The sequence below is a fragment of the Nonomuraea sp. PA05 genome, from assembly GCF_008086045.1.
Taxonomy (GTDB): Bacteria; Actinomycetota; Actinomycetes; order Streptosporangiales; family Streptosporangiaceae; genus Nonomuraea; species Nonomuraea monospora.
The window spans coordinates 138975-161767 of record NZ_VSEY01000019.1; the positions used below are offsets into that span (position 1 = coordinate 138975).

General features: G+C 73.6%; 19 protein-coding genes. 11 read left to right on the forward strand and 8 right to left on the reverse strand.

Going from position 1 to position 22793, the window contains the following annotated elements; all coding sequences use genetic code 11:
• Positions 1-26 precede the first annotated feature (26 nt).
• The 8 genes from FXF51_RS28770 (at position 27) to FXF51_RS28805 (ending at position 10089) form a co-directional block, all read left to right on the forward strand.
• Positions 27-1892 (forward strand): serine/threonine-protein kinase, encoded by a 1866-nt coding sequence (locus FXF51_RS28770; RefSeq protein ID WP_187414619.1) that lies wholly within the window; start codon positions 27-29, stop codon positions 1890-1892.
• Positions 1893-1946: 54 nt separating this feature from the next.
• A complete protein-coding gene (locus FXF51_RS28775) occupies positions 1947-2309 on the forward strand; it encodes a Zn-ribbon domain-containing OB-fold protein (RefSeq protein ID WP_148437799.1) in 363 nt (120 codons plus the stop codon).
• Positions 2306-2629, forward strand: coding sequence for a VOC family protein (locus FXF51_RS28780; RefSeq protein ID WP_411268386.1), 324 nt, complete (start codon positions 2306-2308; stop codon positions 2627-2629). Before FXF51_RS28775 ends, FXF51_RS28780 begins: the two co-directional genes overlap by 4 nt.
• A gap of 34 nt (positions 2630-2663) precedes the next feature.
• Entirely contained in the window at positions 2664-4172 is a 1509-nt protein-coding gene (locus tag FXF51_RS28785; RefSeq protein ID WP_148437800.1) for a class I adenylate-forming enzyme family protein, read from the forward strand.
• Positions 4169-6277: an acetate--CoA ligase family protein gene (locus FXF51_RS28790; protein ID WP_148437801.1), complete on the forward strand. Its 2109-nt coding sequence runs from the start codon at positions 4169-4171 to the stop codon at positions 6275-6277. The genes FXF51_RS28785 and FXF51_RS28790 overlap by 4 nt, the downstream gene beginning before the upstream one ends.
• Positions 6264-7013, forward strand: coding sequence for a glucose 1-dehydrogenase (locus tag FXF51_RS28795; protein WP_148437802.1), 750 nt, complete (start codon positions 6264-6266; stop codon positions 7011-7013). Before FXF51_RS28790 ends, FXF51_RS28795 begins: the two co-directional genes overlap by 14 nt.
• 263 nt (positions 7014-7276) lie before the next feature.
• A complete protein-coding gene (locus FXF51_RS62810; protein WP_262379903.1) occupies positions 7277-9244 on the forward strand; it encodes a CHAP domain-containing protein in 1968 nt (655 codons plus the stop codon).
• Between the two features lie 74 nt (positions 9245-9318).
• Entirely contained in the window at positions 9319-10089 is a 771-nt protein-coding gene (locus tag FXF51_RS28805; protein ID WP_148437803.1) for a hypothetical protein, read from the forward strand.
• On the opposite strand, the gene FXF51_RS28810 is transcribed toward FXF51_RS28805, so the two are convergent.
• Genes FXF51_RS28810 through FXF51_RS28820 form a run of 3 tightly spaced genes read right to left on the reverse strand, consistent with a single transcriptional unit; the run spans position 10073 to position 12995 of the window.
• The gene (locus tag FXF51_RS28810) at positions 10073-10894 is read right to left on the reverse strand and encodes a TIGR03619 family F420-dependent LLM class oxidoreductase (RefSeq protein WP_148437804.1); all 822 of its coding nucleotides are present in this window, start codon (positions 10892-10894) and stop codon (positions 10073-10075) included. The two genes, FXF51_RS28805 and FXF51_RS28810, sit on opposite strands and share 17 nt — an antisense overlap.
• Positions 10891-11904: an acyl-CoA dehydrogenase family protein gene (locus tag FXF51_RS28815; RefSeq protein ID WP_148437805.1), complete on the reverse strand. Its 1014-nt coding sequence runs from the start codon at positions 11902-11904 to the stop codon at positions 10891-10893. The genes FXF51_RS28810 and FXF51_RS28815 overlap by 4 nt, the downstream gene beginning before the upstream one ends.
• Positions 11901-12995 (reverse strand): acyl-CoA dehydrogenase family protein, encoded by a 1095-nt coding sequence (locus tag FXF51_RS28820; RefSeq protein ID WP_148437806.1) that lies wholly within the window; start codon positions 12993-12995, stop codon positions 11901-11903. The genes FXF51_RS28815 and FXF51_RS28820 overlap by 4 nt, the downstream gene beginning before the upstream one ends.
• Before the next feature lie 52 nt (positions 12996-13047).
• On the opposite strand from FXF51_RS28820, the gene FXF51_RS28825 reads away from it, so the two are divergent.
• A complete protein-coding gene (locus tag FXF51_RS28825; RefSeq protein WP_148437807.1) occupies positions 13048-14142 on the forward strand; it encodes a helix-turn-helix domain-containing protein in 1095 nt (364 codons plus the stop codon).
• Here the strand turns inward: FXF51_RS28825 and FXF51_RS28830 are convergent.
• Both FXF51_RS28830 and FXF51_RS28835 read right to left on the reverse strand, forming a co-directional pair.
• Positions 14139-15098, reverse strand: a complete 960-nt coding sequence (locus tag FXF51_RS28830) for an alpha/beta hydrolase (protein ID WP_148437808.1) — start codon at positions 15096-15098, stop codon at positions 14139-14141. The two genes, FXF51_RS28825 and FXF51_RS28830, sit on opposite strands and share 4 nt — an antisense overlap.
• Before the next feature lie 242 nt (positions 15099-15340).
• The gene (locus tag FXF51_RS28835) at positions 15341-16144 is read right to left on the reverse strand and encodes a helix-turn-helix transcriptional regulator (protein WP_262379904.1); all 804 of its coding nucleotides are present in this window, start codon (positions 16142-16144) and stop codon (positions 15341-15343) included.
• Between the two features lie 88 nt (positions 16145-16232).
• On the opposite strand from FXF51_RS28835, the gene FXF51_RS28840 reads away from it, so the two are divergent.
• Positions 16233-16961 (forward strand): dienelactone hydrolase family protein, encoded by a 729-nt coding sequence (locus FXF51_RS28840; RefSeq protein ID WP_148437810.1) that lies wholly within the window; start codon positions 16233-16235, stop codon positions 16959-16961.
• Here FXF51_RS28840 and FXF51_RS28845 read toward each other — a convergent pair.
• From FXF51_RS28845 to FXF51_RS28855, 3 genes are read right to left on the reverse strand one after another with little or no spacing between them, the layout of a single operon-like run.
• On the reverse strand, positions 16949-17689 hold the full coding sequence (locus tag FXF51_RS28845; RefSeq protein WP_148437811.1) for an ABC transporter ATP-binding protein: 741 nt from the start codon (positions 17687-17689) through the stop codon (positions 16949-16951). The two genes, FXF51_RS28840 and FXF51_RS28845, sit on opposite strands and share 13 nt — an antisense overlap.
• A gap of 2 nt (positions 17690-17691) precedes the next feature.
• Positions 17692-20283, reverse strand: coding sequence for an ABC transporter permease subunit (locus FXF51_RS28850; protein ID WP_148437812.1), 2592 nt, complete (start codon positions 20281-20283; stop codon positions 17692-17694).
• Positions 20280-21521, reverse strand: coding sequence for an ABC transporter substrate-binding protein (locus tag FXF51_RS28855; RefSeq protein ID WP_148437813.1), 1242 nt, complete (start codon positions 21519-21521; stop codon positions 20280-20282). The genes FXF51_RS28850 and FXF51_RS28855 overlap by 4 nt, the downstream gene beginning before the upstream one ends.
• Before the next feature lie 158 nt (positions 21522-21679).
• Between FXF51_RS28855 and FXF51_RS28860 the strand changes: the two genes are divergently transcribed.
• Complete coding sequence (locus FXF51_RS28860; RefSeq protein ID WP_148437814.1) at positions 21680-22768, forward strand: alcohol dehydrogenase catalytic domain-containing protein; 1089 nt, start codon at positions 21680-21682, stop codon at positions 22766-22768.
• Positions 22769-22793 lie beyond the last annotated feature (25 nt).

Here is a 22793-nt window from a genome sequence, read left to right on the forward strand (position 1 = left end):
ACGACTTGGTCCCTGGTTACCGTGAAGTGCGCCAGCTCGGCGCCGGCCGCACCGGCCGTGTGTTCCTCGCCACCTACCAGTCGACCGGCGCGTACGTGGCCATCAAGTACCTCAACGCCACCCTGCGCAGGGACGCCGAGTTCATGGACCGCTTCCGGTCGGACACCCCGCATCTCGTCGAGATCGACGACCCCTCCGTGGTGCGGCTGTACGAGTACGTCGAGACGCCCACCAGGGCCGCCGTCGTCATGGAGCTGGTGGACGGCGTGTCGTTGCGCACGCTGCTGACCGAGCACGGCCACGTCACCCCCGAGGCGGCGCTGGCCGTGCTCAAGAGCACGCTGCAGGCCCTGGCGGCCGCCCACGAGCGCGGCGTGCCGCACCGGGACGTCACCCCGGACAACCTCCTGGTGCAGGCCGACGGCACCGCCAAGCTGGGCGACTTCGGCGTCGTCGTGCACGTGGAGGAGCCGGGCGTGCCGGCGGGGACTCCCCCGTACATGGCGCCCGAGCTGTGGACGCAGGGCCGGGACGGGCCGCCGGCCGATCTGTACGCGGCGGCGTGCGTGCTGTTCGAGGCGGTCAGGGGACGGCCGCCGTACGCGGCGCACCAGGGCAGCGAGGGCGAGGCGTCCGAAGTGCCCGCGCTGCGTGCCAAGCACGCGGAGGAGCCGATACCGCTGGAGGTCGCACCCGACGCGCTGCGCGACCTGCTCAGGCGCGGCCTGGCCAAGGACCCGGCCGAGAGGTACGCATCAGCCAGGCAGTTCGCGGCCGAGCTGGAGGAGGACGCGGCGGCGGCGTACGGCCCGGACTGGGAGCAGCGCGGCCGCCGGCACCTGGCGGAACAGGCCACCCTGCTGGCCCTGCGCTTCCCGCTGGCCAGGACCGACAGCCGCCCCTCCGTCGCGGCGAACCTGCGCGAGCGGGTGCCCCGGCTGCCGCCGCAGCTCTGGGTGGCGGGCGCGACCGTGGTGGCGGCGCTGATCGCGATCCTGCTGTCCGGCGGCCGGTTCCCCTCGGGTCCCGGCACGATCCTCATGCCGCCTCCCCAGGCCCAGACGGAGGCTCAGACGGAGGCCCAGACGGAGCCGCAGACCGCGTCCTCCCGAACCGCCACCCCCACGGCCCGCACCACCGCCCCGACCGCCCGCGCCACCACCCCTCCGCCCAGCAGCGCCCCGCCTCCGCTACCCACTCCACAGGGCGGCACCTCCGTGTCGCTCCCCACCGTGCGGTCGGCCGGCATCGTCGGCTGGAACGGCGCCACGGGCTCGATCGCCGTCTCCACGGACGGCACGGGGCCGGTGCGGCTGCTGATCTCGTACACGCTGCGGGACGGGGACGGCGGGGCTGCCAGGACGGTCCGGGAGGAGACGCGCACGCTGCGCGGGAGCACCTCCTACAACAGCGCCGTGTCGTACGCGCCGGGGCGGCCGGCGTGCGGTGAGCGGGTGTACGCCGGGCTCCTGGTGATGACGGAGCCGGCGGCGGCGAACGGGCCGCAGGTGAGCGAGGCCGCAGTGAACGGACCCGCCTGCCCCACTCCCCCGCCGACCCGCTCCGCCACCCCGACCTCGCAACCCTCCGCCTCGGCCACCGGCACCCCCACGCCGTCACCATCGGACGCCCCCGTCGCGCCACCGCCCGTCTCCGAGAGCCCGGTCGCGCGACCCCCCGACCCACCCTCGAACGCCCCCGCCGCCCAGCCCACCGGCACCCCTCCCACCCGGCTCCCGGAGGCCCCCGCCGCGCTGCCCACCGAGACCCCACCCACGCGACTCTCGGACGTCCCCGCCGCGCAGCCCTCCGGCGACCCGTCACGCCTCTGGCCGCAGCCTTCGGCGGCGCCGCTCCTGCCCGCCTCCCCGGAGCCGCCCGACGCGGAGTGACCGGCGGCGGAGCGGGCCTTGTCGCACAACCAAGCGTGCGCTAGCTTGGCAGCGATGAGCGGTGACACCTCCCCCTACTGGGCCGCCTGCCAGCGCGGCGAGCTGGTCATCCAGCGCTGTACGGCCTGCGACCGCCGCATCCACCTCCCCGAGCCCGCCTGCCCCTGGTGCGGCGGCCGGGGGTTCGCCTACGACCCCGTCTCCGGCGACGGCGTCGTGCACACCTACACGGTCGTGCACCGCTCGTTCGCCCCGGGTTACCAGGGGCGTGAGCCGTACGTGATGGCCTGGGTGGACCTGCCGGAGGGGGTGCGGGCGTTCGGGCACGTGGTGGGGTGCCCGCCCGGGCAGGTGCGCGTCGGCCTGCCGGTACGCGTGACGTTCCGAGACGACCTGCCCCATTGGAGGCCCGCGTGAAGCTGGGCAACGTGCTGATCCCCGTCGCCGACCTGGATGAGGCGATCGCCTTCTACGGGCTGCCGGTGAAGTTCCGCGACGGCGACCGGTTCGCCGCGCTCGACGGCGGCGGGGTCACCGTGGCGCTGGCGGGCCCGGCCGAGCAGGTCACCGGGTCGGCCGCGCCGTCGTACAAGGTGGACGACGTGCCCGCGGCCGTGCGCGAGCTGACCGCGCGCGGCGGCGAGGTGGTGCGGGAGCCCGAGGCGGGGCCGCACGAGACGCGGGCCGTGCTGCGCGATCCCTCGGGCAACGTCTTCGTGCTCTATTCGCCCCTCTGACCTGCCCCGGCCCGCTCATTAGGGAGGCACCCCCATGGCCCGATCACCCTACGGCAACTACGGCCACGCGATCCTGACCGCCGGCGCGCTGCGTACGCCCGATCGGGTGGCGCTGACCTACTGCGGCGAGCAGAGCTTCACCTACGACCAGCTCAACAGGAACGTCAACCGCCGCGCCCACGCCCTGCTCGCCGCCGGGATCAACCCGGGCACGCGGGTGGCGGCGCTGCTGAACGAGACGTTACGGGTCGCCGAGGTGTACCTGGCGCAGGCCAAGATCGGGGCGGTCACGGCGGCGCTGAACCCGTACTGGCCGGTGGAGACGCTACGCGACGTGGTGGCGGCGGCGCGGTGCACGGCGTTCGTGTACGACGCGACGGTGGAGTCGGTGGTCGAGCAGATCAGGCCGTCCCTGCCGGAGGTGACCGCCTGGATCCACGTGCGGGACCTGGAGGGCTCCTCGGACGAGGAGCCGCCGCTGGGCGCCTTCCACGACGACCCGCTCGCGCTGTACTTCACCTCCGGGACGACCGGGCTGCCCAAGGCCGTCGTGCACACGCACGCCTCGTCGCTGGCCACGGCGCAGATCTGGCTGGACGTGCCGCGCGGGCCCGACTCGGTGTTCGGCACGGGCGCGATCATCTGGGGCATCGGCTTCCCCGCCATCGCCGGGCCCGCGCTCTACGCCGGGATGCGGCTGGTGCTGGAGCAGGACTGGGGACCGGCGAACTTCCTGCGGGTCGTGCCGCGCGAACGGGTCACGCACCTGTCGCAGATCCCCTCGTTCTACTCGGCGCTGCTGGCCTCGTCCGACCACGAGGACGTGGACCTGTCGTCCATCCAGGTGATCATGCTGGGCGGCGAGCCGCTGACCGCCACCATGCTGGACCGGATCAAGGCCAGGCTGCCGCAGGCCGGCGTGTACTCCTACTACGGGCAGACCGAGGCCCCGTACACGTGCATGGGCCGCGTGGACGACGGCTCCACCCCGCTCGGCTCCTCCGGCCGCGCCCGCACGGGGAACGCGGTCCGCGTCACCGACCCGCAGGGCGCCTCCGTCACGGACGCCGTCGGCGAGATCAACCTGGCGGGGCCGCACCGCATGACCGGATACGACGGGCTGCCCGACAGGACGGCGGAGGTGCTGCGCGGCGAGTGGTACGTCGGCGGCGACCTCGGCACGATCTCCCCCGACGGCGTGCTGCGGGTGCTCGGGCGGCGGGAGGACTCCATACTCAAGGGCGGGATCTGGACCCAGCCGTCCGTCATCGAGGAGGCCGCCTCCGCGCTGGACGGGGTCGCGGAAGCGGGCGCCGTCGGCGTGCCGGAGGGAGCGGCGGAGCAGCAGGTGCTGCTGGCCGTGGTCCCGCGCGCCGGGCAGTCGCTGGACGCCGCCAAGCTCGCCCTCGCCCTGGCCGACCTGCTCCCCGCGCACCAGCGGCCCGACCACATCGTGGTCACCGGCGAGCTGCCGCACTCCGAGGACGCCTCCGGCGGGCCCGGCAAGCTGCTGCGCAGGAAGATCCGCGAGCTGATGCCGTGACCGCGGGGCCGTACGAGCACGAGGTCAAGGCGCTGCTCGCGGAGGCGGGGGTGCCGGTGCCGCGCGGGGTCGTGGTGCACGGCGACGACTTCCAGGCGGCTCGGGAGCTGGCCGGGCCGCTGGTGCTGAAGGCGTTCGGGCCTGGGCTCACGCACAAGTCCGAGTCCGGGGGCGTGGTGCTGGGGCTGGCGTACGAGGAGCTGGAGGCCGCGGCGGCCGGGATGCGGGAGCGGCTGGAGCCTGCCGGGTTCCTCGTGGAGGAGCAGGCCGCGGCCGGGGTCGAGCTGATCGTGGGGCTGGTGCGGGATCCGGCGTTCGGGCCCGTGCTGCTCGTGGGACTGGGCGGGGTGTGGGCGGAGGCGCTGCGGGACACGGCGCTGCGGCTCTGCCCGGTCACGGAGACGGACGTGCGGCGGGCGCTGGCGTCCCTGCGCGGGGCCTCGCTGCTGGACGGCTGGCGGGGCGGGCCTCCTGTGGACGTGGACGCCCTGGTCAAGGTGATCATGGCGGTGGGCGGGGCGGGCGGGTTGTGGGAGCGGCTGGAGCTGGGTGAGTTCGAGCTGAACCCCGTGATCGCCGGGCCCTCGGGGGCGATCGCGGTGGACGCCCGCTACCTCCCGGACGAAACGACGCGGCCCGTGAGCACGCGACCTGTGACGACGCAGCACGAGGCGACGGCCCGCCGCCTCCCGTCCGAGGCGGCGGCTGGTGTGGTCGATCTCCTGCCGCTCTTCGAGCCCAAGGCCGTGGCCGTCGTCGGGGCGTCCACGTCCCGGCCGAACTTCGGCAACATGTTCCTCGGCTTCTACCGCGACGCCGGCGTGCCGCTGGTGGCCGTGCACCCCACCGCGCCCGAGGTGGGCGGGGTGCCCGCGGTGCCCTCGCTGGCGCACGCCGACGTGGACTACGCCCTGGTCGCCGTGCCCGCCGAACGCTGCGCCGAGGTCGTGCGGCAGGCGCGCGGCGTGCCGTTCACGCAGGTGATGAGCGGCGGGTTCGGCGAGGCGGGGCGGCAGGACCTGGAGGAGGAGCTGGTCGCGGCGGCCCGCGCGGCGGGGACGCGGCTGCTCGGGCCCAACTGCATGGGCGTGTACTGCCCTGTGGGGCGGCAGACGTTCGTGGGTGGCGGGCTGGGCCCTGCCGGGACGGTCGCGCTGATCTCGCAGAGCGGCGGGCTGGCCGGCGAGGTGATCAAGGTCGGGGAGCGGCGGGGGCTGGCGTTCAGCCGGGTCGTCACCGTCGGGAACGCCGCCGACGTCACGCCCGCCGAGCTGCTGCGCTGGCTGGCGCTGGACTTGGAGACGCGGGCGGTCGGGCTGTACCTGGAGGACCCCAGGGACGGGCGCGAGCTGTACGAGGCGCTGCGGGCGGCGGGCAAGCCGGTGGTGCTGCTCGTCGGCGGGCGCAGCGGGCAGGGACAGCGGGCGGCGGCCTCGCACACGGGCGGCCTGGTGAGCGATCGCCGCGTCTGGGAGGCGGTGGCCGAGCAGTCCGGGGCGGCGCTGGTGTCGGGGCAGGACGAGCTGATCGGGGTGCTGGCGTACTTCCAGGCTCACGGCGCGCGCGTCCCAGGTGGGGGGCAGGCGGCCTCGGGCGGGGTGCCGTACGGGGAGCAGGTGCTGGTGGTGGGGCCGAGCGGGGGTGCGAGCGTGCTGGCCGCGGACGCGTTCGACCGCGCAGGCGTGCCGTTGGACCCGCTGCCGGACGACCGCCTGGACGCGCTGCGCCGGCTCGGCGTGGTGGCGACGGGCAACCCCCTGGAGGTGCCCGTGGGCCCGCTGGGCAGGGCCGAGCTGGTGGCCGACGTGATCGACGCGCTCGCGGGCCCGTACCGGGACGTGGTGGCGCACGTGAACGTGCAGGCCTTCTTCACCTACGGCACCGCCCCCGAACCCCTGTACGCCTGCACGCGCGCCCTGGCGGCGGCCCAGGCGGCCCGCCCCGGCGTGCGGATCACGCTGGTGACCAGGAACGGCGAGTGCGCCCCCGCGGGCGTCGAGGACGAGGTCGGTCGGATCGCGGCGGCGGCGGGGATTCCCGTCTACCGCACCATGGAGGCGGCCGCCGTGGCCGTCGCGGCAGGAGGACGGCATGGGGTTGCTTGACGGCAAGGTGGCGCTGATCACCGGCGGGGCGCGGGGCATGGGGGCGGCGCACGTGCGGCTGTTCCTGGAGGAGGGCGCGCGGGTGGTGTTCGGGGACGTGCTGGACGAGGAGGGCAAGGCACTGGCGGAGGAGACCGGCGCCATCTATCTGCGGCACGACGTGACGAGCCCTGAGGAGTGGGAGCGGGCCGTGCGGACGGCTGTGGAGGCCTACGGCAAGCTGGACGTGCTGGTCAACAACGCCGGGATCCTAAAATTTCGTCGCATCAGTGATATGTCGCTTGAGGACTTCGACCGGGTGATCGACGTCAACCTCAAGGGCACCTGGCTGGGCGTCAAGTCGGTCATCGAGCCGATGAAGGCCGCCGGGCGCGGCTCGATCGTGAACATCTCCTCCATCGAGGGGTACGTCGGCGCGGAGGGCCTGTCCGCGTACTCGGCCTCGAAGTTCGGCATCCGCGGCATCACCAAGTCGGCGGCGCGGGAGCTGGCCAGGTTCAAGATCAGGGTGAACTCGGTGCACCCCGGCGCGATCAACACCGCCATGGCCCTGGACCCGGACATCGTGGCCGAGGTCGACGCGGACGCGTTCGTGAAGTCCATGGTCATCAAGCGGTTCGCCAAGCCCGTGGAGGTCTCGCACGTGGTGGCCTTCCTGGCCTCGGACCGGGCCAGCTACTGCACGGGCAGCGAGGTGACGGTGGACGGCGGCCTGCTGACCGGCGCAGGGTACTGAGACCTGTCCTAAAGGTAGATCTTTTAGGGTTAAACCACCTAGCCTCGGACATTTCTGGCAGCATCTCTGACCTGCGGTTTCTAACCCCGGAGTGACATGGTTTCTCCTGGGGACGTACGTGAGCTGGGGTTACGGGTTGATAACCTCACTCAGCACGGAAGACGACAGGCCTCCGGTTTTGTCACACCAGTCCCGGGTTCCCCTCCTTACCCGATGCTGCGTGGGCAAACCCGGTCTTGCCCGGAAGGTGCCCCCATACTTCCATGACGCCAGAGATCCAGAAGTACATCGAACTGCTCGAGAGCCAGCTCGGGTACTCGGAGAAATCCGGGTCCTACACCAAGTTCGGCGACTGGTACGGCAAGAACGTCGAGTTCGACGCCGACTACAGCTCCGCGCCGTGGTGCGACATGTACCTCTCATGGGCCGCGCACAAGCTCGGCTACGAGGAGTGGATCGGGCAGTTCGCGTGGACGGTGGCGCACGCGGAGTGGTTCAAGGAGCAGGGAGCCTGGGGGAAGACGCCCAAGCCCGGCGCGTTCGTCTTCTACGACTGGAGCGGCTCCAACGACATCGACAACATCGACCACGTCGGCATCGTGACGAGGGTCGAGGGCAACACGATCCACACCATCGAGGGCAACATCGACGGTGGCGTCGCCAAGCGCAAGGAACGTGACACCAGCAAGGTGGTCGGCTACGGCTACCCCGACCGCGTCAAGGAGCGCCTGGACGCGGCCGCGGCAAAGAAGCAGGCCAAGGATGGCACGCTCCAGATCCCCGAGGAGTCGCTCAGCTCGCTGATCCCCAGGGCGCAGGAGGCCGGGCATTCGGCCCAGAGCCCCTTCGTCTCCGGCCGGATCCAGTCGCAGGACCCGGCCAGGGAGCAGACGCCGTCCAAGGGGCAGGTCGAGGGCCGCACCCCGGCCGAGGCCCAGGGCCAGGTCACGGACGGCACCGCCGCGGCCAAGAAGCCTGCTGACACGGCCTCCGCGCCGCAGCCGGCGGCCACCACGGCGCCCCGCGCCGGCGCCACCACGGCCCCGCACCCGTCCGCCTCCCAGTCGTCAGCCCAGCAGGGCGCCGCCTCGCCCGCTCCCGGGGCGATCAAGAAGGGCAAGCACGCCAAGCCCGCCACCGCGGACACCGAGGCGGCCACCGCCGAGCCGCTCCCGTCGCACACCGACGCCTCCGCCACCGGGCCGCTGCCCGCCATCGACTCCCCGACGCTGATCGGCTCGGCGCTGGTCGCCGCGCTCGCGCTGCTCGCCGTGGCCAAGACCCGCCGCCTGCGCATGAGCCCGGCCGCCGCCACGGCCGGCAAGCCGGCCCGCCCGTCCCGCGCCAAGGGCCGCCGCCGTCGCCGCGGGCCCGTCCCCGTGACGGCCGCCGCCACGGCGGCCACCACGGTGGAGCTCCAGGAGAACGCCGACCGCCTCGCCACGTCGGCCGCCCTGCGTTCCCTCAGCGCCGCGGAAGCCGTCACGAGCCTCCGCGAGACCGCCGCCACGGACCTGCGCGAAACCGCCGCCGCGCACGGCCGCGAAACCGCCGCCGCACACGGCCTCGGGGACGCCGCACACGGTCGCGAGGCCGCCGCCGCACACGGTCGCGGGGACGCCGCCGCGCACACCCACCATCGGTCCACCGGCCGGGGCGCGGCGCGGCACGCCGCGGGCAGGGAGCTCACGGGCCACGGCACGGCCCGCTCCGGCGGCGCCCGGCACCGCAAGCTGCCCCTGGAGACCAGGCCGTTCGACCTCACCACCGACGCCGCCCCGCACAACCGCGCCACCACCGGGGCCGGCTCGTTCACCCCTGCCTTCGACAACGAGCCGTACGAGCCGGACTTCGACCCGAGCCGCTTCGCGTTCACCGACCAGACGGGCCCGCTGGAGCGCATCACGTTCCCGGACGAGCCGAGCCCCCTCGAAGTCGTCCTGGACACGGGGCCGCTCCAGCGCCTGGTGGACACCAGCTCGTTCGACCGCGTCCTCATCCCGGGGGCGACCAGCGCGTTCGACGCCTTCAACCCGCCCCGCGGCAGGCGCGGCGGCGGCGACCTCCTGGACTCCCCCGAGATCGCCGCCTACCGGGGAAGGCGCAGGCGGGCCGCCGTCGAGGAGCACGCCGGGTACGCGCCCGACGTCCCGCTCAGGGGCCGCCGCCACCGCAGGGCGCTGAGGGAGGACGAGCAGCGCCTGGTCGGCGGAGGCCGCCACCGGGCTTGATCGGCGAACGGGAACTCCCCTTCTGCGACTGTCGTTGGTCCGTCCAGTCCGATACATGCAGATCTGGGAGCGCCTTGTCGCCGACCGTCCGCCACCTCGCCTCCGTCAGCCTGGCCCTCCTCCTGGCCTCGGGATGCGCCGCCACCGCCTCCGGGGAACGACCGCCCAGCGCGCCCCCCACCCGGACGGCGGCGCAACGGGACACCAGCACCGTCGACCACGCCCAGATCTGCGTCGGCCAGGCCACCCGCGTCAGGCAGGAGGACCAGCGCTGCGACGACCGCGAGCCGGACCACGCCTGGCACTACGTCCCCGTGACGTCCACGGTGCCCGCCGTCGGCGCGAAGGTGACCATCGGCATCCCGTACGCGCCGCCCCGCCGCACCTACAGGGCCGCGCGCAAGGGCGGTCCGGGGACGGGCGTGCTGATCGTGGACGAGCAGGACCGCGTCATGATCTGCGTACGGGCCCGCACCCGCGTCCGCGTCCCCGACGACCACTGCGACGACCACCTCGACGGCCGCGAGTGGTACTTCCTGCCGATGGAGCGCCAGGTGGCCGCGATCGGGAAGAAGGCGGAGCGCGGCACGTTCACCCCGTCGGCCTTCGTGGACACGTTCAGGGCGCGGCGCGACGGCGGCAAGGGCGCCAAGGCCATGGTGCGCCCCACCACCGCCCCTCCCGAGACGGACGAGCCCCGCCCCACCCCGAAGCCCACCTCAAGACCCACGACGAGCCCCACCACGAAGCCCACCACCAGGCCCACCACCAGGCCCACGGCGACGACCTCCCGCCGGTGCAGGACGGTCAAGTCGGGCAAGACCACCTCTAGGGTGTGCTCCTGACGCCGTACTCGTCGGCGAACGCGGCCAGCCGCGCCACCGCGTCCCTGCTCCGCGTCCAGGGCCGGACGATCAGCCGCTCCACCCCGATCCCCGCCCACTCCTCCACCTCACCGGGCGAGCCCAGCTCGTACGCGTGCGCCGTCACCGGCACCCCCGCCGCCAGCCGCGCGAGCTGCGGCTTGATCGACTCGATGGTGTGCGGCATGCTGATCCACCCGTCGCAGAGCGTGGCGGCCCTGCGCAGCGCGGCGGCCGACTCGCCGCCGGCGAGCACGGGCAGCCGCCGCTGCACCGGCTTGGGCTCGAAGGCGACCTCGGGAAAGGCGTAGAAGCGCCCGGAGTGGGCGACGAGGGGCTCGCTCCAGAGCCGCCGCACCACCTCGATCGCCTCGTCCAGCCGCGCCCCTCTGGTCGCGAACGGCACGCCGGCCGCGTCCCACTCCCCCCGGTACCAGCCGGCGCCGACGCCGCAGATGGCCCGTCCGGACGAGACCACGTCCAGGGTGGCGAAGGCGCGCGCCGACACGAACGGGTGGCGCAGCGCGAGGAGCTGGACGGCGGTGCCGAGCCGGACGCGGGTGGTGAGGGCGGCCAGCCAGCACAGGTAGGCGGGCGCGTCGAACAGCGGCGTCTGCGGTTTGATCCCGGGGTCGGAGGTGCCCGGGTAGACGGCCAGGGACAGGTCGGTGGCGAAGACGAGGTGCTCGGGCAGCCACACCGACTCGAAGCCCAGCTCGTCGGCGGCGACGGCCACGTCCTTCCAGGCGTCGGGATGCACCAGTCCGAGGGGGACGCCGAACTTCACGGGCGCCTCCCGGCGATCGCGTTCCGCAGGTGTTCGCGGTGGGCGGCCGTGGTGCCGTACGCGGCGGCCAGCGACCAGGCGCGGGCGAGCCAGAACCGCAGGTCCAGCTCCTCGGTGTAGCCGATCGCGCCGTGGATCTGCAGGGCGGCCCTGGCGGCCAGGGCGGCGGCCTCGCCTGCGGCGGCCTTGGCGGCGCTCGCGTCCCGCCCGGCGCCGCTCGAAGCGAAGCCGTCCGTGGCGCGGCCGTCCGTGGCGCAGCCGTCCGTGGCGCAGCCGTCCGAACCAGAGGTCTCCACCGTGAGCGCCGCCCGGTACACCAGCGGAGCCGCGAACTCCACGGCCACGGCCACGTCGGCGAGCTGGTGCTTGACGGCCTGGAATGACCCGATCGGCGCGCCGAACTGGGTGCGCACGCGCGCGTATCCGACGGTGACCGACAGCAGCTCCCTGGCGACCCCGACGAGCTGCGCGGCGATGGCCACCATGGCCCGCGCCAGCACCGGACCCACCGGCGCGGGCAGGGGCTCGGACCGCAAGAAGCCCACCTCGAACAGCGGCCTGCACGGGTCCACGCCGCGCCGGGGCGTGAGCCGCACGTCCGGACGCTGGACGACCCGCGCCCGGCCGTCCCGCACGACCACGAGGAGGTCGGCCAGGTCGGCGTCGGCCGCGTACGCCTGCCCGGGTGGCAGCACGGCGACGCTCACCGCGCCGGAGGCCAGCTTGGGCACCTCGGCCAGCAGGTACGGCGCGACCACGGCGGTCTCCACGACCGGCCCGGGCAGGCAGGCACGCCCGGTCTCCTCCAGGGCGGGCAGCACGTCGACCAGCCTCAGGCCGAGGCCGTCGGCGTGCTCGGGCAGCAGCAGCCCGAAGAAGCCGAGCGCGGCGAGCTGCTCCCATCCCGGCCGCCGCTCGGCGCGCAGCGAGCCGGGCGGGCAGTGCGTGCGCAGCACGTCCCGTACGTTGGTGGCGAGCGCGAGCTGGTCCTCGCTGAAGCCGAAGTTCATCGCGGCAGCCCCAGGACGCGTTCGGCGACGATGGTGCGCTGGATCTCGTTCGTGCCCGCGTAGATGGGCCCGGCCAGCGAGAACAGGAACCCGTCGAGCCAGCTCTCCGCCCGGTCCCCGAGCAGCTCCAGGGCGAGCGCGTGCATGCGCAGGTCGAGCTCGGACCAGAAGATCTTCCCCATGCTGGCGGCGGACCCGATCTCCTCCCCCGCCATGATGCGGCGCGCCGTCCCGAACGTGTGCAACTGGTACGCCTCCGCCTCCACCCGGCAGCGGGCGGCCCGGTCGGCGAGCACCGGGTCGGCGTCGCGGACCAGCTCGACGAGCCGGTCGGCGGTGGCCAGGAAGCGGCCGGGGCTGCGCAGGGTCAGGCCGCGTTCGGAGGAGGTGGTGGCCATCGCGATGCGCCAGCCCTCGCCGACCTCGCCGAGAACCATCGACTCGGGCGTGAAGACGCCGTCGAAGCGCAGTTCGGCGAAGCCGGGCAGCCCGTCGAGCTGGGCGATGGGGCGGACGGCGACGTCGTCCATGGGGAACATGAAGTACGTCAGCCCCTTGTGCCGCGCCCCCGAGGTGCGGAAGAGGCCGAAGCCGTGGGTGGCGAAGGCGGCCCGCGAGCTCCACGTCTTGTGCCCGTACAGCCGCCAGCCGCCTGGACAGGGCTCGGCGCGGGAGGTCAGGGCGGCCAGATCGCTGCCCGCCTCGGGCTCCGACCAGGCCTGCGCCCACACGTCGTCGCCCCTGGCCATCCGGGGCAGCCAGTGTTCGCGCTGTTCGGGGGTGCCGTTGCGGAGGAGGGACGGGCCGAGGAGGAAGATCCCGTTCTGGGTGACGCGGGCGGGGCAGCCGGCGGCCCAGTATTCCTCCTCGAAGATCAGCCAGTCGATGAGGGAGGCGCCGCGCCCGCCGTACTCCTCGGGCCAGGAGACGACGGACAGCCGCGCGGACGCCAGCTCCGCCTCCCAGGCACGGTGCGCCGCGAAGCCTTCCCTGGTGTCCATGGACGGCAGGAGTGGCGGGGCGTGCCTGCTCAGCCAGTCGCGTACCTCGGCGCGGAAGGCGAGCTCCGCCGTGGAGTAGTCGAGATCCACGACAACCAACCTAGCGCACGCTTGGTATCGTGACCAGGCTAGTGTGGAGGTCGTGCAGGGACTGCTGCTGCGGCTCTCGACCCTCGACACCGACGCGGAGAGCGCGGTCCGGGTCATCGCCTACTTCGACTCGCTGGTGCGCGACCACGTCAGCGTGCCCGTGCTGCTCACGGCCACCGCCCGGCTTACGCAGTGCCCGGTCGGCCTGCTCGACGCCGCCACCGGCCGCCGCACCCGGGTCCGCGCCGACGGCACGGCCGACACCCCTGCCCTCCCCGGCTCCGTGCGGGAGCTGAGCTCCGGGCTCGGCGCCGTCTGGATGGAACGCGAAGGGCCCGCGCACGGGCTCGACGAGATCGTGCTCGAACGGTACGCGGCGGCGGCCGAGGTCACCCTCGAACGCGCCGCCGCCCTCGTCCACACCGCCCGTGATCCCGCCCTGGTCGAGCTGGCCCTGTCGGCCGAGACCGGCGAGGCCGAGCGCGCCCGCGCGCTGCGGCTGCTCGGCTTCGACCCCGCCACGCCGCTGCAGGCCCTGGCCATCGCGCTGCCCGACCAGGGGCTCGCCTCCGGGCTGCGGGCGATGGGGCACCACGTGCGGGCCGCCACGATCGGCGACACGGAGGCCGTCCTGGTCGCGACCACCCTCAGCGCCGAGCTGCCCGACGCGCCTCGGACCGGGACCGGGATCGGCCCCGAGCCGCCGGGCGCGTCCAGGGTCGGGGTCGGCCCCGAGCCGCCGGGCACGTCCAGGGTCGGGGTCGGGCCCGAGCTGCCCGGCGCGCGGGCGGCCGAGTCGTGGGCCGGCGCCCGCACGGCACTGCGGTTCACCGGCCCGCACGACCCGGTGATGCGCTGGTCGGACCTGGGCGCGCTGGCCCTGTTCGCCGACCTGCCCGAACAGGCGATCGCCGGCCTGCCCGACGTGCGGGCCATGTCACGACTGGGCGAGGAGTCGCTGCTGGCGGTGCGCGCCCTGTGCCTGGCCGGGTCCGTCCGTGGCGCGGCCCAGGCCGTCCACCTGCACCACAGCTCCCTGGCCGCCCGGATCTCCCGCGCGGAGTCCGCGCTGGGCTTCTCCCTGGGCGACCAGCCGGGCCGGATGCGCGCCCACCTGGCCCTGGTCCTGGTCCGCCTGCTCTGTTAAATACCGAACACCCTCTTGAGCGCCGCCTCGCGCGCCTCCCGCGCCCTGACGCTCAACGCCGCCCCGGGCACCAGCATGTCGAACCCATGGAAAGCCCCCGGATACAGGTGGAACTCCGTCGACACCCCGGCCCGCGCCAGCCGCAACGCGTAGTCGGCGCACTCGTCCCTGAACACCTCCAGCTCCCCCACGTCCACGAACGCCGGCGGCAGCCCCGACAGGTCGGTGGCCCGGGCCGGAGCCGCGTACGGCGACACGTCCTCGGCGCCCATCCGGTCACCGAGCAGCGCCCCCCAGCCGAAGAGGTTGGCCTGCCTGTCCCACACCACGGCCTCGGTGAACTCGACGCTGGACGGCGTGGTGTTGCGGTCGTCGAGCATCGGGCAGACGAGGAGCTGGAAGGCCACCTCGGGCCCGCCCCTGTCCCTGGCCAGCAGCACGGTCGCGGCGGCGAGCCCGCCGCCCGCGCTGGCCCCGCCCACGGCCAGCCTGCTCAGGTCGATGCCCAGCTCGGCGGCGTTCTTGGCCGTCCAGACGAGGCCGGCGTAACAGTCCTCGACGGGGGCGGGATGCGGGTGCTCGGGGGCCAGCCGGTAGTCGACGGAGACGACGACCACGCCGAGCCGCTCGACGTACTCGATCATCTGGGCGTCGTCACCCTCGGGCAAGCCCATGATCATGCCGCCGCCGTGGATCCAGTACAGCGCCGCCCGGTTCTCCCCGCGCTCCTCCGGCCGGTAGACGCGCACCCGAACGTCGGGCGCCCCCTCGGGCCCCGGCACGTGGCGGTTCTCGATCGAGATCCGCGTGTCGGGCGGGGGCGCGGCGGCCATCATCGCGTTGAGCTGCGCCCGCTGCCCTGGCAGGTCCGCGAACAGGGCGGACATGTCGCCGGGCGGCATCGGGAACTGCTCGATCCCGGCGCGCAGCTCCGGATCGAGGTTGGGGTGGGCCATGGGGGTTCCCTTCCACGGGACGGCAGTACTACTCCTAGATGGTCAGATCCCACACCCCTGGGGCACAACCGACATCCGGCGGCGATTACCCGCCTCAGGCCCGCCGTTCGGCGAGCAGCTCGACGACCTGCTCGATTCAGGCCCGCCGTGGTCCGCGTACGCGAGCACCTGGTGCGCGAGCTGCGCGCCGCCCAGTCATTCTGATCAAGCTCAGCCGTTCCGATCAAGCCCAGCTGTTCGGATCAAGCCTCCCAGGACGCCAGCAGCCGCAGCGACTCCTCCGTCACCCCGTCCGGCTCGGGGTGCAGCAGGCTGAGCCGCTGACCGCCGCCGCCCGGCACGTCCAAGGTCTCGTAGCGCAGCGCCAGCTCCCCCACCACGGGATGCCGGAACCGCTTGACGCCGCTGATGCGCTCCTTGACCACCCGCCCGGCCCACAACACGCGGAAGCGCTCGCTGTGCACGGACAGCTCGCCGATCAGCGAGACCAGCGCGGGATCGCCGGGATGGCGGCCGGTGGCCAGGCGGAGCTGCCCCACGGTGGCGCGCAGCACCTCCTCGCGGTCGGCGTACAGGTCGCCGGCGTGCAGGAAGTTGTAGCGGGCCAGGTTCGCACCAGGGCGGCACAGGCCGGGGAAGAGCGCGTCAGCCAGGCGATTCCAGGCCAGCACGTCGAGCCGGTGGCCGGTGACGAGCGCCGGGACCTCGGCGCCGGAGATCCGCTCCAGCAGCCGGGCCAGCTCGGGCCGCACCCCGCCGGACGGCCTCGGCCTGGGACGCGGGGCGGCCAGGTCGAACAGGTGCGCCCGCTCGGCGTCGCTCAGGCCGAGCGCCCTGGACAGCGACTCCAGGACGGACGCCGACGGCTGCTCCGTGCGGCCCTGTTCGAGGCGGGGGAGGGACTCGACGCTGATCCCCGCCAGGTCCGCCAGCTCCTCGCGGCGCAGCCCGCGCACCCGCCTGCGCGACCCGCCGGCCAGCCCGACGTCCTGCGGCGCGACCTCGCTCCTGCGCGCCCGCAGGAACGCGCCCAGTTCCCTGTTCACCCCATCAGTCTGCTGGTTCACGGACGGGCCCAGCCTGTCCCTGCGCGTACCTGGATAGCCGGGATCGTCTACGGGCATGCTGATTCCCATGTGCCATTCCACCGACAGCAGGCCGCCCGCACCGCCCGTCCAGGGCGAGGTGGCCTCACACGAGCAGATCGAGCTGACCGCGTCCGACGGCAACCGGCTCCTCGCCTACCGGGCCGAGCCCGCGGAGCCGAACGGGCGCAACATGGTGATCCTGCCCGACGTGCGCGGTCTGCACCCCTTCTACATGGACCTGGCCCAGCGCTTCGCCGAGGCGGGGTTCCGCACGATCGCGATCGACTACTTCGGCCGCACCGCCGGCCTGAGCGTCCGCGACGACGACTTCGACTTCATGCCGCACGTCCAGCAGGTCACCCTCGAAGGCGCACGGGCCGACGCGCGGGCCGCCGCCGACGCGCTCGGCGGCCCCGTCTTCACGACCGGCTTCTGCATGGGCGGCGCCCTGTCCTGGTGGCTGGCCGCCGGCGGCAACGGCCTGTCGGGCGGCATCGGCTTCTACGGCGCGCTGCGCTTCATCGAGGCGCCGGAGTCGGGCCCGGGCGCGCCGCTGCTCCTGCTGCGGGGCGGGGCGGACACGGTGTCCTCGCCGGAGGAGTTCGCCGCGTACGAGGCCGCGCTCGACAGGGCCGGCACCGAGCACGAGACGCACATCTACGAGGGCGCGCCGCACTCGTTCTTCGACCGCACCTACGGCGAGTGGGCCGAGGCGTGCCAGGACGCCTGGCGGCGGATCCTGTCGTTCACCGAACGGCACGCTCAGCCCAAATAGGCGGCCCTGACCACGGGATCCTGGCGGACCTCGTCCGGCGTGCCGGTGGCGACGACCTTGCCGAGGTCCAGCACGACGATCCGGTCGCAGGCGTCCATCACGAACCCCATGTCGTGCTCCACCAGCAGCACGGTCGTGTCCAGGGCCCTGACGACCTCCCCCAGCCGGGCGGTCTGCCCGGCGTCCAGCCCCGAGGTGGGCTCGTCGAGCAGCAGCACGCGGGGGTGGTCGGCCAGGGCTCTGGCCAGCTCGACGAGGCGGCGCTGGCCGACGGGGAGCGCGGCGGCGTACGCGTCGCGCAGCTCGGTGAGCCCGCACAGCTCCAGCACTTCGGCCACGCGCTCCTGCCGCTCCCGTTCCAGTCGCCGCCTGGACGGCCAGCCGGCCAGGTCGGCGGCGAGCCCGCCCCCGCCGCCGTGCCAGTCGAGCGCGGCAAGCACGTTCGCGGCCACGGTGAGCCGCCCGAACACCTGGGTGCGCTGGAACGTGCGGCGCAGCCCCGCCCTGGCCCGCTTGATCGCCGGAACCCCCGTCACGTCCTGGCCGTCGAGGCGGACGATCCCCTCGTCCGGCCCGCGCAGCCCCGACACCACGTCGAAGAGCGTGGTCTTGCCCGCCCCGTTCGGCCCGATCACGCCGCAGACCAGGCCCCTCCCGACCTCGAACGTCACCCCGTCCAGCGCCCTGACCCCGCCGAACGCCACCGACACGCCCTCCACGGCCAGCATGCTCACCGCACCCCCAGGTAGGCGGCGGTCAGCCGCTCGCTGTCCACCTCGGCCCGCGGCCCCACCCAGGTGACGCGGCCCAGCCGCATGAACGCCACCCGGTCGGCGATCGCCAGCGCCTCGGTGGCCTTCTCCTCGACGAGCAGCAGCGCGACCCCGCGTTCGCGCAGCTCGGCGAAGACGTCGAAGACCTGCCGCACCACCATCGGCGCCAGCCCGAGCGACGGCTCGTCGGCGATCAGCACGCGCGGCGGGCGCACCAGCGCCGGGGCGAGCGTCAGGAGCTGCTGCTCACCGCCGGACAGCGCGCCGGCGAGCACGGTACGGCGCTCGGCCAGGTGGGGCAGGCGCTCGTAGACGGGCTCGGGGTCGGGCAGCCAGGTGCGCAGGTTCTCCTCGACGGTGAGGCCGGGGAAGACGCCTCTGCCCTCCGGGGCGAGCAGGATGCCGGCGCGGGCCCTGCGGTGGGCGGGCCAGGCGGTGACGTCCGCGCCGTCCAGCAGGATCCGGCCGGCGGTCACCGGCAGGTCCCCGGCCGCCGCCGCGCACGTGGTGGACTTGCCCGCGCCGTTCGCGCCGAGCAGCGCGACGACCTCGCCGGGACGCACCTGCAGGTCCACGCCGCGCAGCACGGTCACGTCGTCGTACCCGGCGAAGACGCCTTCCAGGGCGAACAGCGCGGGCTCGCGCGGCCCGGCGGGCGACTCCCCGGCGGGCGGCTTCGCGCGGCTGTGGCGCAGCTCGGCGACCTGGGCGAGCACCCCGTCGGGATGCTTGGCCAGGATCATGCCGCCGAGGCCGAACAGGATGGCGCCGACGTGCGCGGAGACGTCCCAGGTGGAGAGCACCTCGGGCACGGCGACGGCGATCAGCCCGCCCAGCACCGCCCCGCCGATGCGCCGCACGCCCTGCAGCACCACCACGGCCAGCCACACGAACCCGGCGAACGCCGGCAGGTCGGTCGCCGTGATCGACCCCTTGGAGATCGCGAACAGCACCCCGCCGAGCCCGGCGACGGCCGACGCCAGCACGAACAGCGTGATCTTCGTCCGCGGCGCCGACAGCCCGGACGTCGTGGCCGCCGCCGGGGCCGACCGCACGGCCAGGATCGCCCGTCCGGAAGCCGACCGCTCCAGGTTCCGCACGAGCAGCGCCACCGCGCCGATCAGCAGGAGCAGCACCACCACCCGCACCCGCGCGTCCGAGGTGTCGGCGAACCCGAACCCCAGCGCCGGGATCGACCAGCCGATCGTCCCGTTGCTGAACGCGTCCACCTGGAACAGCACCTGGTCGGCGAGCAGCGCCAGAGCGAGCGTGGCCAGCGTCAGCACCCGCCCGCCCAGCCGCAGCGCGGGCAGCGCCACCAGCATCCCCACCGCGGCGGCGGCCAGCACGCCCAGCACGATCGCCACGAAGAACGGCAGCCCCGACGCGAACGCCCACCCGCAGGTCAGCGCCGCCATGGCGGCGAAGGCGGCCTGCGCCAGGTTCACCATGCCGCCGATCCCTGTCACCACCACGAACGAGCAGAAGATGAGCGCCAGCACCAGGCCCTGCGCCGCGACGCCCACGTAGTACTCCGGCCCGGTGAACGCGAACACCACCAGCGCCGCCACCCCGGCCGCCCACGGCAGCCTGCGCCGCCACGGCGGCAGCCCGGCCAGATGGTCCGGCGGCGGCACGTCCTCCGAAGCGCTGCCCGCCACCCGCTCGCGCGACCTGTTCAGCAGCACCAGCCCGGCGAACAGCAGGATCACCGGCACCGCCGTGCGCAGCCCCGTCACCTCTTCGAGGAAGTCGGTGTAGCCGGCGACCAGGTTCTGCACGACGCCGAGCGCCAGCCCGGCCGCGAACGTCCACGGGATCGAGCGCAGCCGCCCGAACACCGCCGCCGTCGCCGAGGCGAACAGCAGCACCGTGTACGCGGTCGCGTCCAGCCCCAGCACCGACACCGCCAGCACTCCCGCCAGACCGGCGAGCCCCGAGCCGAGCATCCAGGCCAGCGCCGACGTGGCGTCCACGTCGATGCCGCGCAGCGTGGCCAGGCGCCGCCGGTCCACGGAGGCGCGCATGCGCAGGCCGTACGGGGTGTGCCGGATGAACGCCCACAACCCGGCCGCCGCGACCGCCGAGAAGCAGAACGTGATGAGCTGGTCGCTGTCCAGCCGCACGCCGAGCACGTCGAACGCCTGCGCCGGATGCGGCCCGACGCCGCGCGGCAACGCGGTCGCGTCCGCCGGAGGCAGCCCCGCCAGGTCCACGACCAGCAGGCCGAGGGCGGGCAGCGCGATCGTCAGCCCGATCGTGGCCACGATCTGCGCCGTCTCGCCCGCCTGCGCGAGCCCCCTGAACATCGCCTTGTGCAGCACGTAGCCCAGCGCGGGCGCGAACAGCGCCACCGCCAGCAGCGCCGACAGCCACGCGGGCAGCCCGGCCTGGCCGAGCTGGTAGAACAGCAGGGCCGTCAGGAACCCGATGGCGCCGTGGGCGAAGTTGAACACGCCCGTGGCGGCGTACGAGAGCGTCAGGCCCGAGCCCATGATCGCGAAGACGGCGCCGGTGACCAGGCCGCTGAGCACGTAGTCCAGGATCATTTGAGCGGCACGTTGTCGAAGCACTTCATGCTCTTGGCCACCTGGAAGGCGCCGCCCTCCAGCTTGACCAGGGCACCGCAGCCGTTCGGCTCGTCATGGTCCTTCGGGTACTCGATCCGGCCGAAGCCCGCGTTCTCGTACAGGTACGAGCCGTTGCCCGTCGCCAGGAACTTCTGCCTGGTCAGCTCCTTGCCGGTCCTGTTCAGCATGTCGAGGAAGATGTCGGCCGCCCAGTAGCCGATCGCCAGGTGCTGGGTGAGCTGCGTGCCGGGGGCGACCTTCTCGACGTCCTGCTTGAGCTTGGCGATCTCGGGGGCGGTGGACTCGAAGGGCTCGAACATGGGGGCCGCGATCACGCCGTCCAGGGCCTGGGCGCTCGCCTGGTCCTTCAGGATGGCGACGTCGTAGCTGGTGGCGTCCGTCAGCACGCCCTGGTAGCCCGCCCGCTTGAGCGCCGCGTACAGGCCGACGTTGAACTTCGTCCCGGCGATCACGGAGACGACCACGTCAGGGGGGCCGCCGTCGTCCGACGTCATGATCTTGTTGACGTACGGCAGCCAGTCGGGCGGCGGGGCGGCCGCCGGCAGGCCGGAGTTCACGCCCGCCAGCGTGAAGCCGGCGGCGGTGAACGACTGCGAGATGGTCGTGCCGCCGTACTTGCTGCCGCTGGAGTCGGAGGTCTGGACGTAGACGCTCTTGCCCTCCGAGCCGCCCAGCAGGTCGGCCATCTGCCTGCCCCACCACGTCTGCGACCCGGCCCCCTGCTTGGGCGCCAGGCAGCCGTTGTAGCCGAAGCCCGTCTTCGTGCCGCACCACTGCGGGCCCGTCGCCCAGCCGAACCACGGCACGCCCTGCTGCTCCAGGAACGCGGCGCCGCCGAAGTTGGGGGCGTGCACCGGGACGAGGGCGAACGCCTGGTCCTTCTGTACGAGCTTCTTGGCCGCCGCGTCGCCCTTGGCCGCGTCCTGCCCGTCGTCCTCGGCGCCGAGGAATTCGATTTTCCTGCCGTGCACGCCGCCCTCGGCGTTGGCCCGCTCGAACCTGGCCTTCGCCCCCAGTTCGGCGTCCTTGGTGGAGTAGCCGCTGGCGCTGGTCTTGGTCAGCACGCCGCCGATCCTGATCGTCGTGTCGGTGACGCCCTGCTCCGTTTCGTTCTGCCGGCTGCCTTGTTGTTGTGCCGCGCATCCGGCGGCGGCCAGCACCGCGACCAGCATCGCCGCCGACTTCCTCCGCTTCATGACGGCCTCCCGCACGTCCGGCCCAACTTTCACACTCGGCCTAGCGCTCGCTTGGTTAGCGCGAGCGTAAGTTTCCTCGCCATGGACGTCAACGGGGGTGATCGGAATTACCGAGCAACCGCTTGTTTGCGACCGATGCCCCGGCTAGCGTGAGTCGCATGCTGATGCGCGCCGCCGTGCTCACCGCGTTCCACGCCCCCATGGAGTTGCGCGAGGTCGAGATCGCCGACCCCGGCCCCGGCGAGGTCCGCGTCCAGATCAAGGCGTCGGGCGTGTGCGGCTCCGACCTCAAGGCCATCGACGGCAAGAGCCCCGTCGTCAGCGAACTCCCCTACATCCTGGGCCACGAGAGCAGCGGCGTGGTGGAATCGACCGGCCCCGGCGTCACCACCCTCCAACCGGGCGACCACGTCATCATCGCCATGAACGGCCCCTGCGGCCGCTGCCGCCCCTGCGCCTCCGGCCGCTTCCACCTCTGCACGGGCCCCAGCCGCCTGCCCACCATCATGGGCGGCCTGCCCCGCATCACCCTGGACGGCACGGAGGTCCGCCGCTTCATCGGCATCGGCTCCTTCGCCGAGTACGCCGTCATCCCCGAACCCATGTGCGTAAAAATCCCGAAATCCCTCCCCTTCGACGCCATGTGCCTCCTCGCCTGCGGCGTCATCACCGGCGTCGGCGCCGTCCTCAACGTCGCCCAGGTCCCCCCAGGCGCCACCGTCCTCGTGGTCGGCTGCGGCGGCGTAGGCCTCAACGTCATCCAGGGCGCACTCCTGGCGGGCGCCACCACGATCATCGCCGCCGACGTCGCCGACCAGAAACTCAAACAAGCCGAACGCCTCGGCGCCACCCACACCCTCCTCGCCACCGACCTCCCCCGCCAGGTCTCAGACGTGGTCCGGGGCGGCGTCGACTACGCCTTCGACGCCACAGGCGCCCCCGGCGTCCTCGCCCAAGCCTTCGCCTCCACCCAGCCCGGCGGCACCACGGTCATGGTCGGCAGCCCCCCAGCAGGCCAGCCCATGCAACTCGACACAGGCCTCCTCTTCGCCTCCCGCCGCCTGATGGGCACCCAGGGCGGCGACTCCTCCCCCGCCCACGACCTCCCGATGCTGGCCGCCCAGTACGTACAGGGCCGCCTGGACCTCAACGCGCTGATCTCGGAACGCCTCCCCCTCGACCAACTCAACGACGGCGTCGAACACGTCCGCCAAGGCACCGTCGCCCGAACCGTCATCACCTTCTAAAAGCACGGTCCTCACAAGCGGGCGC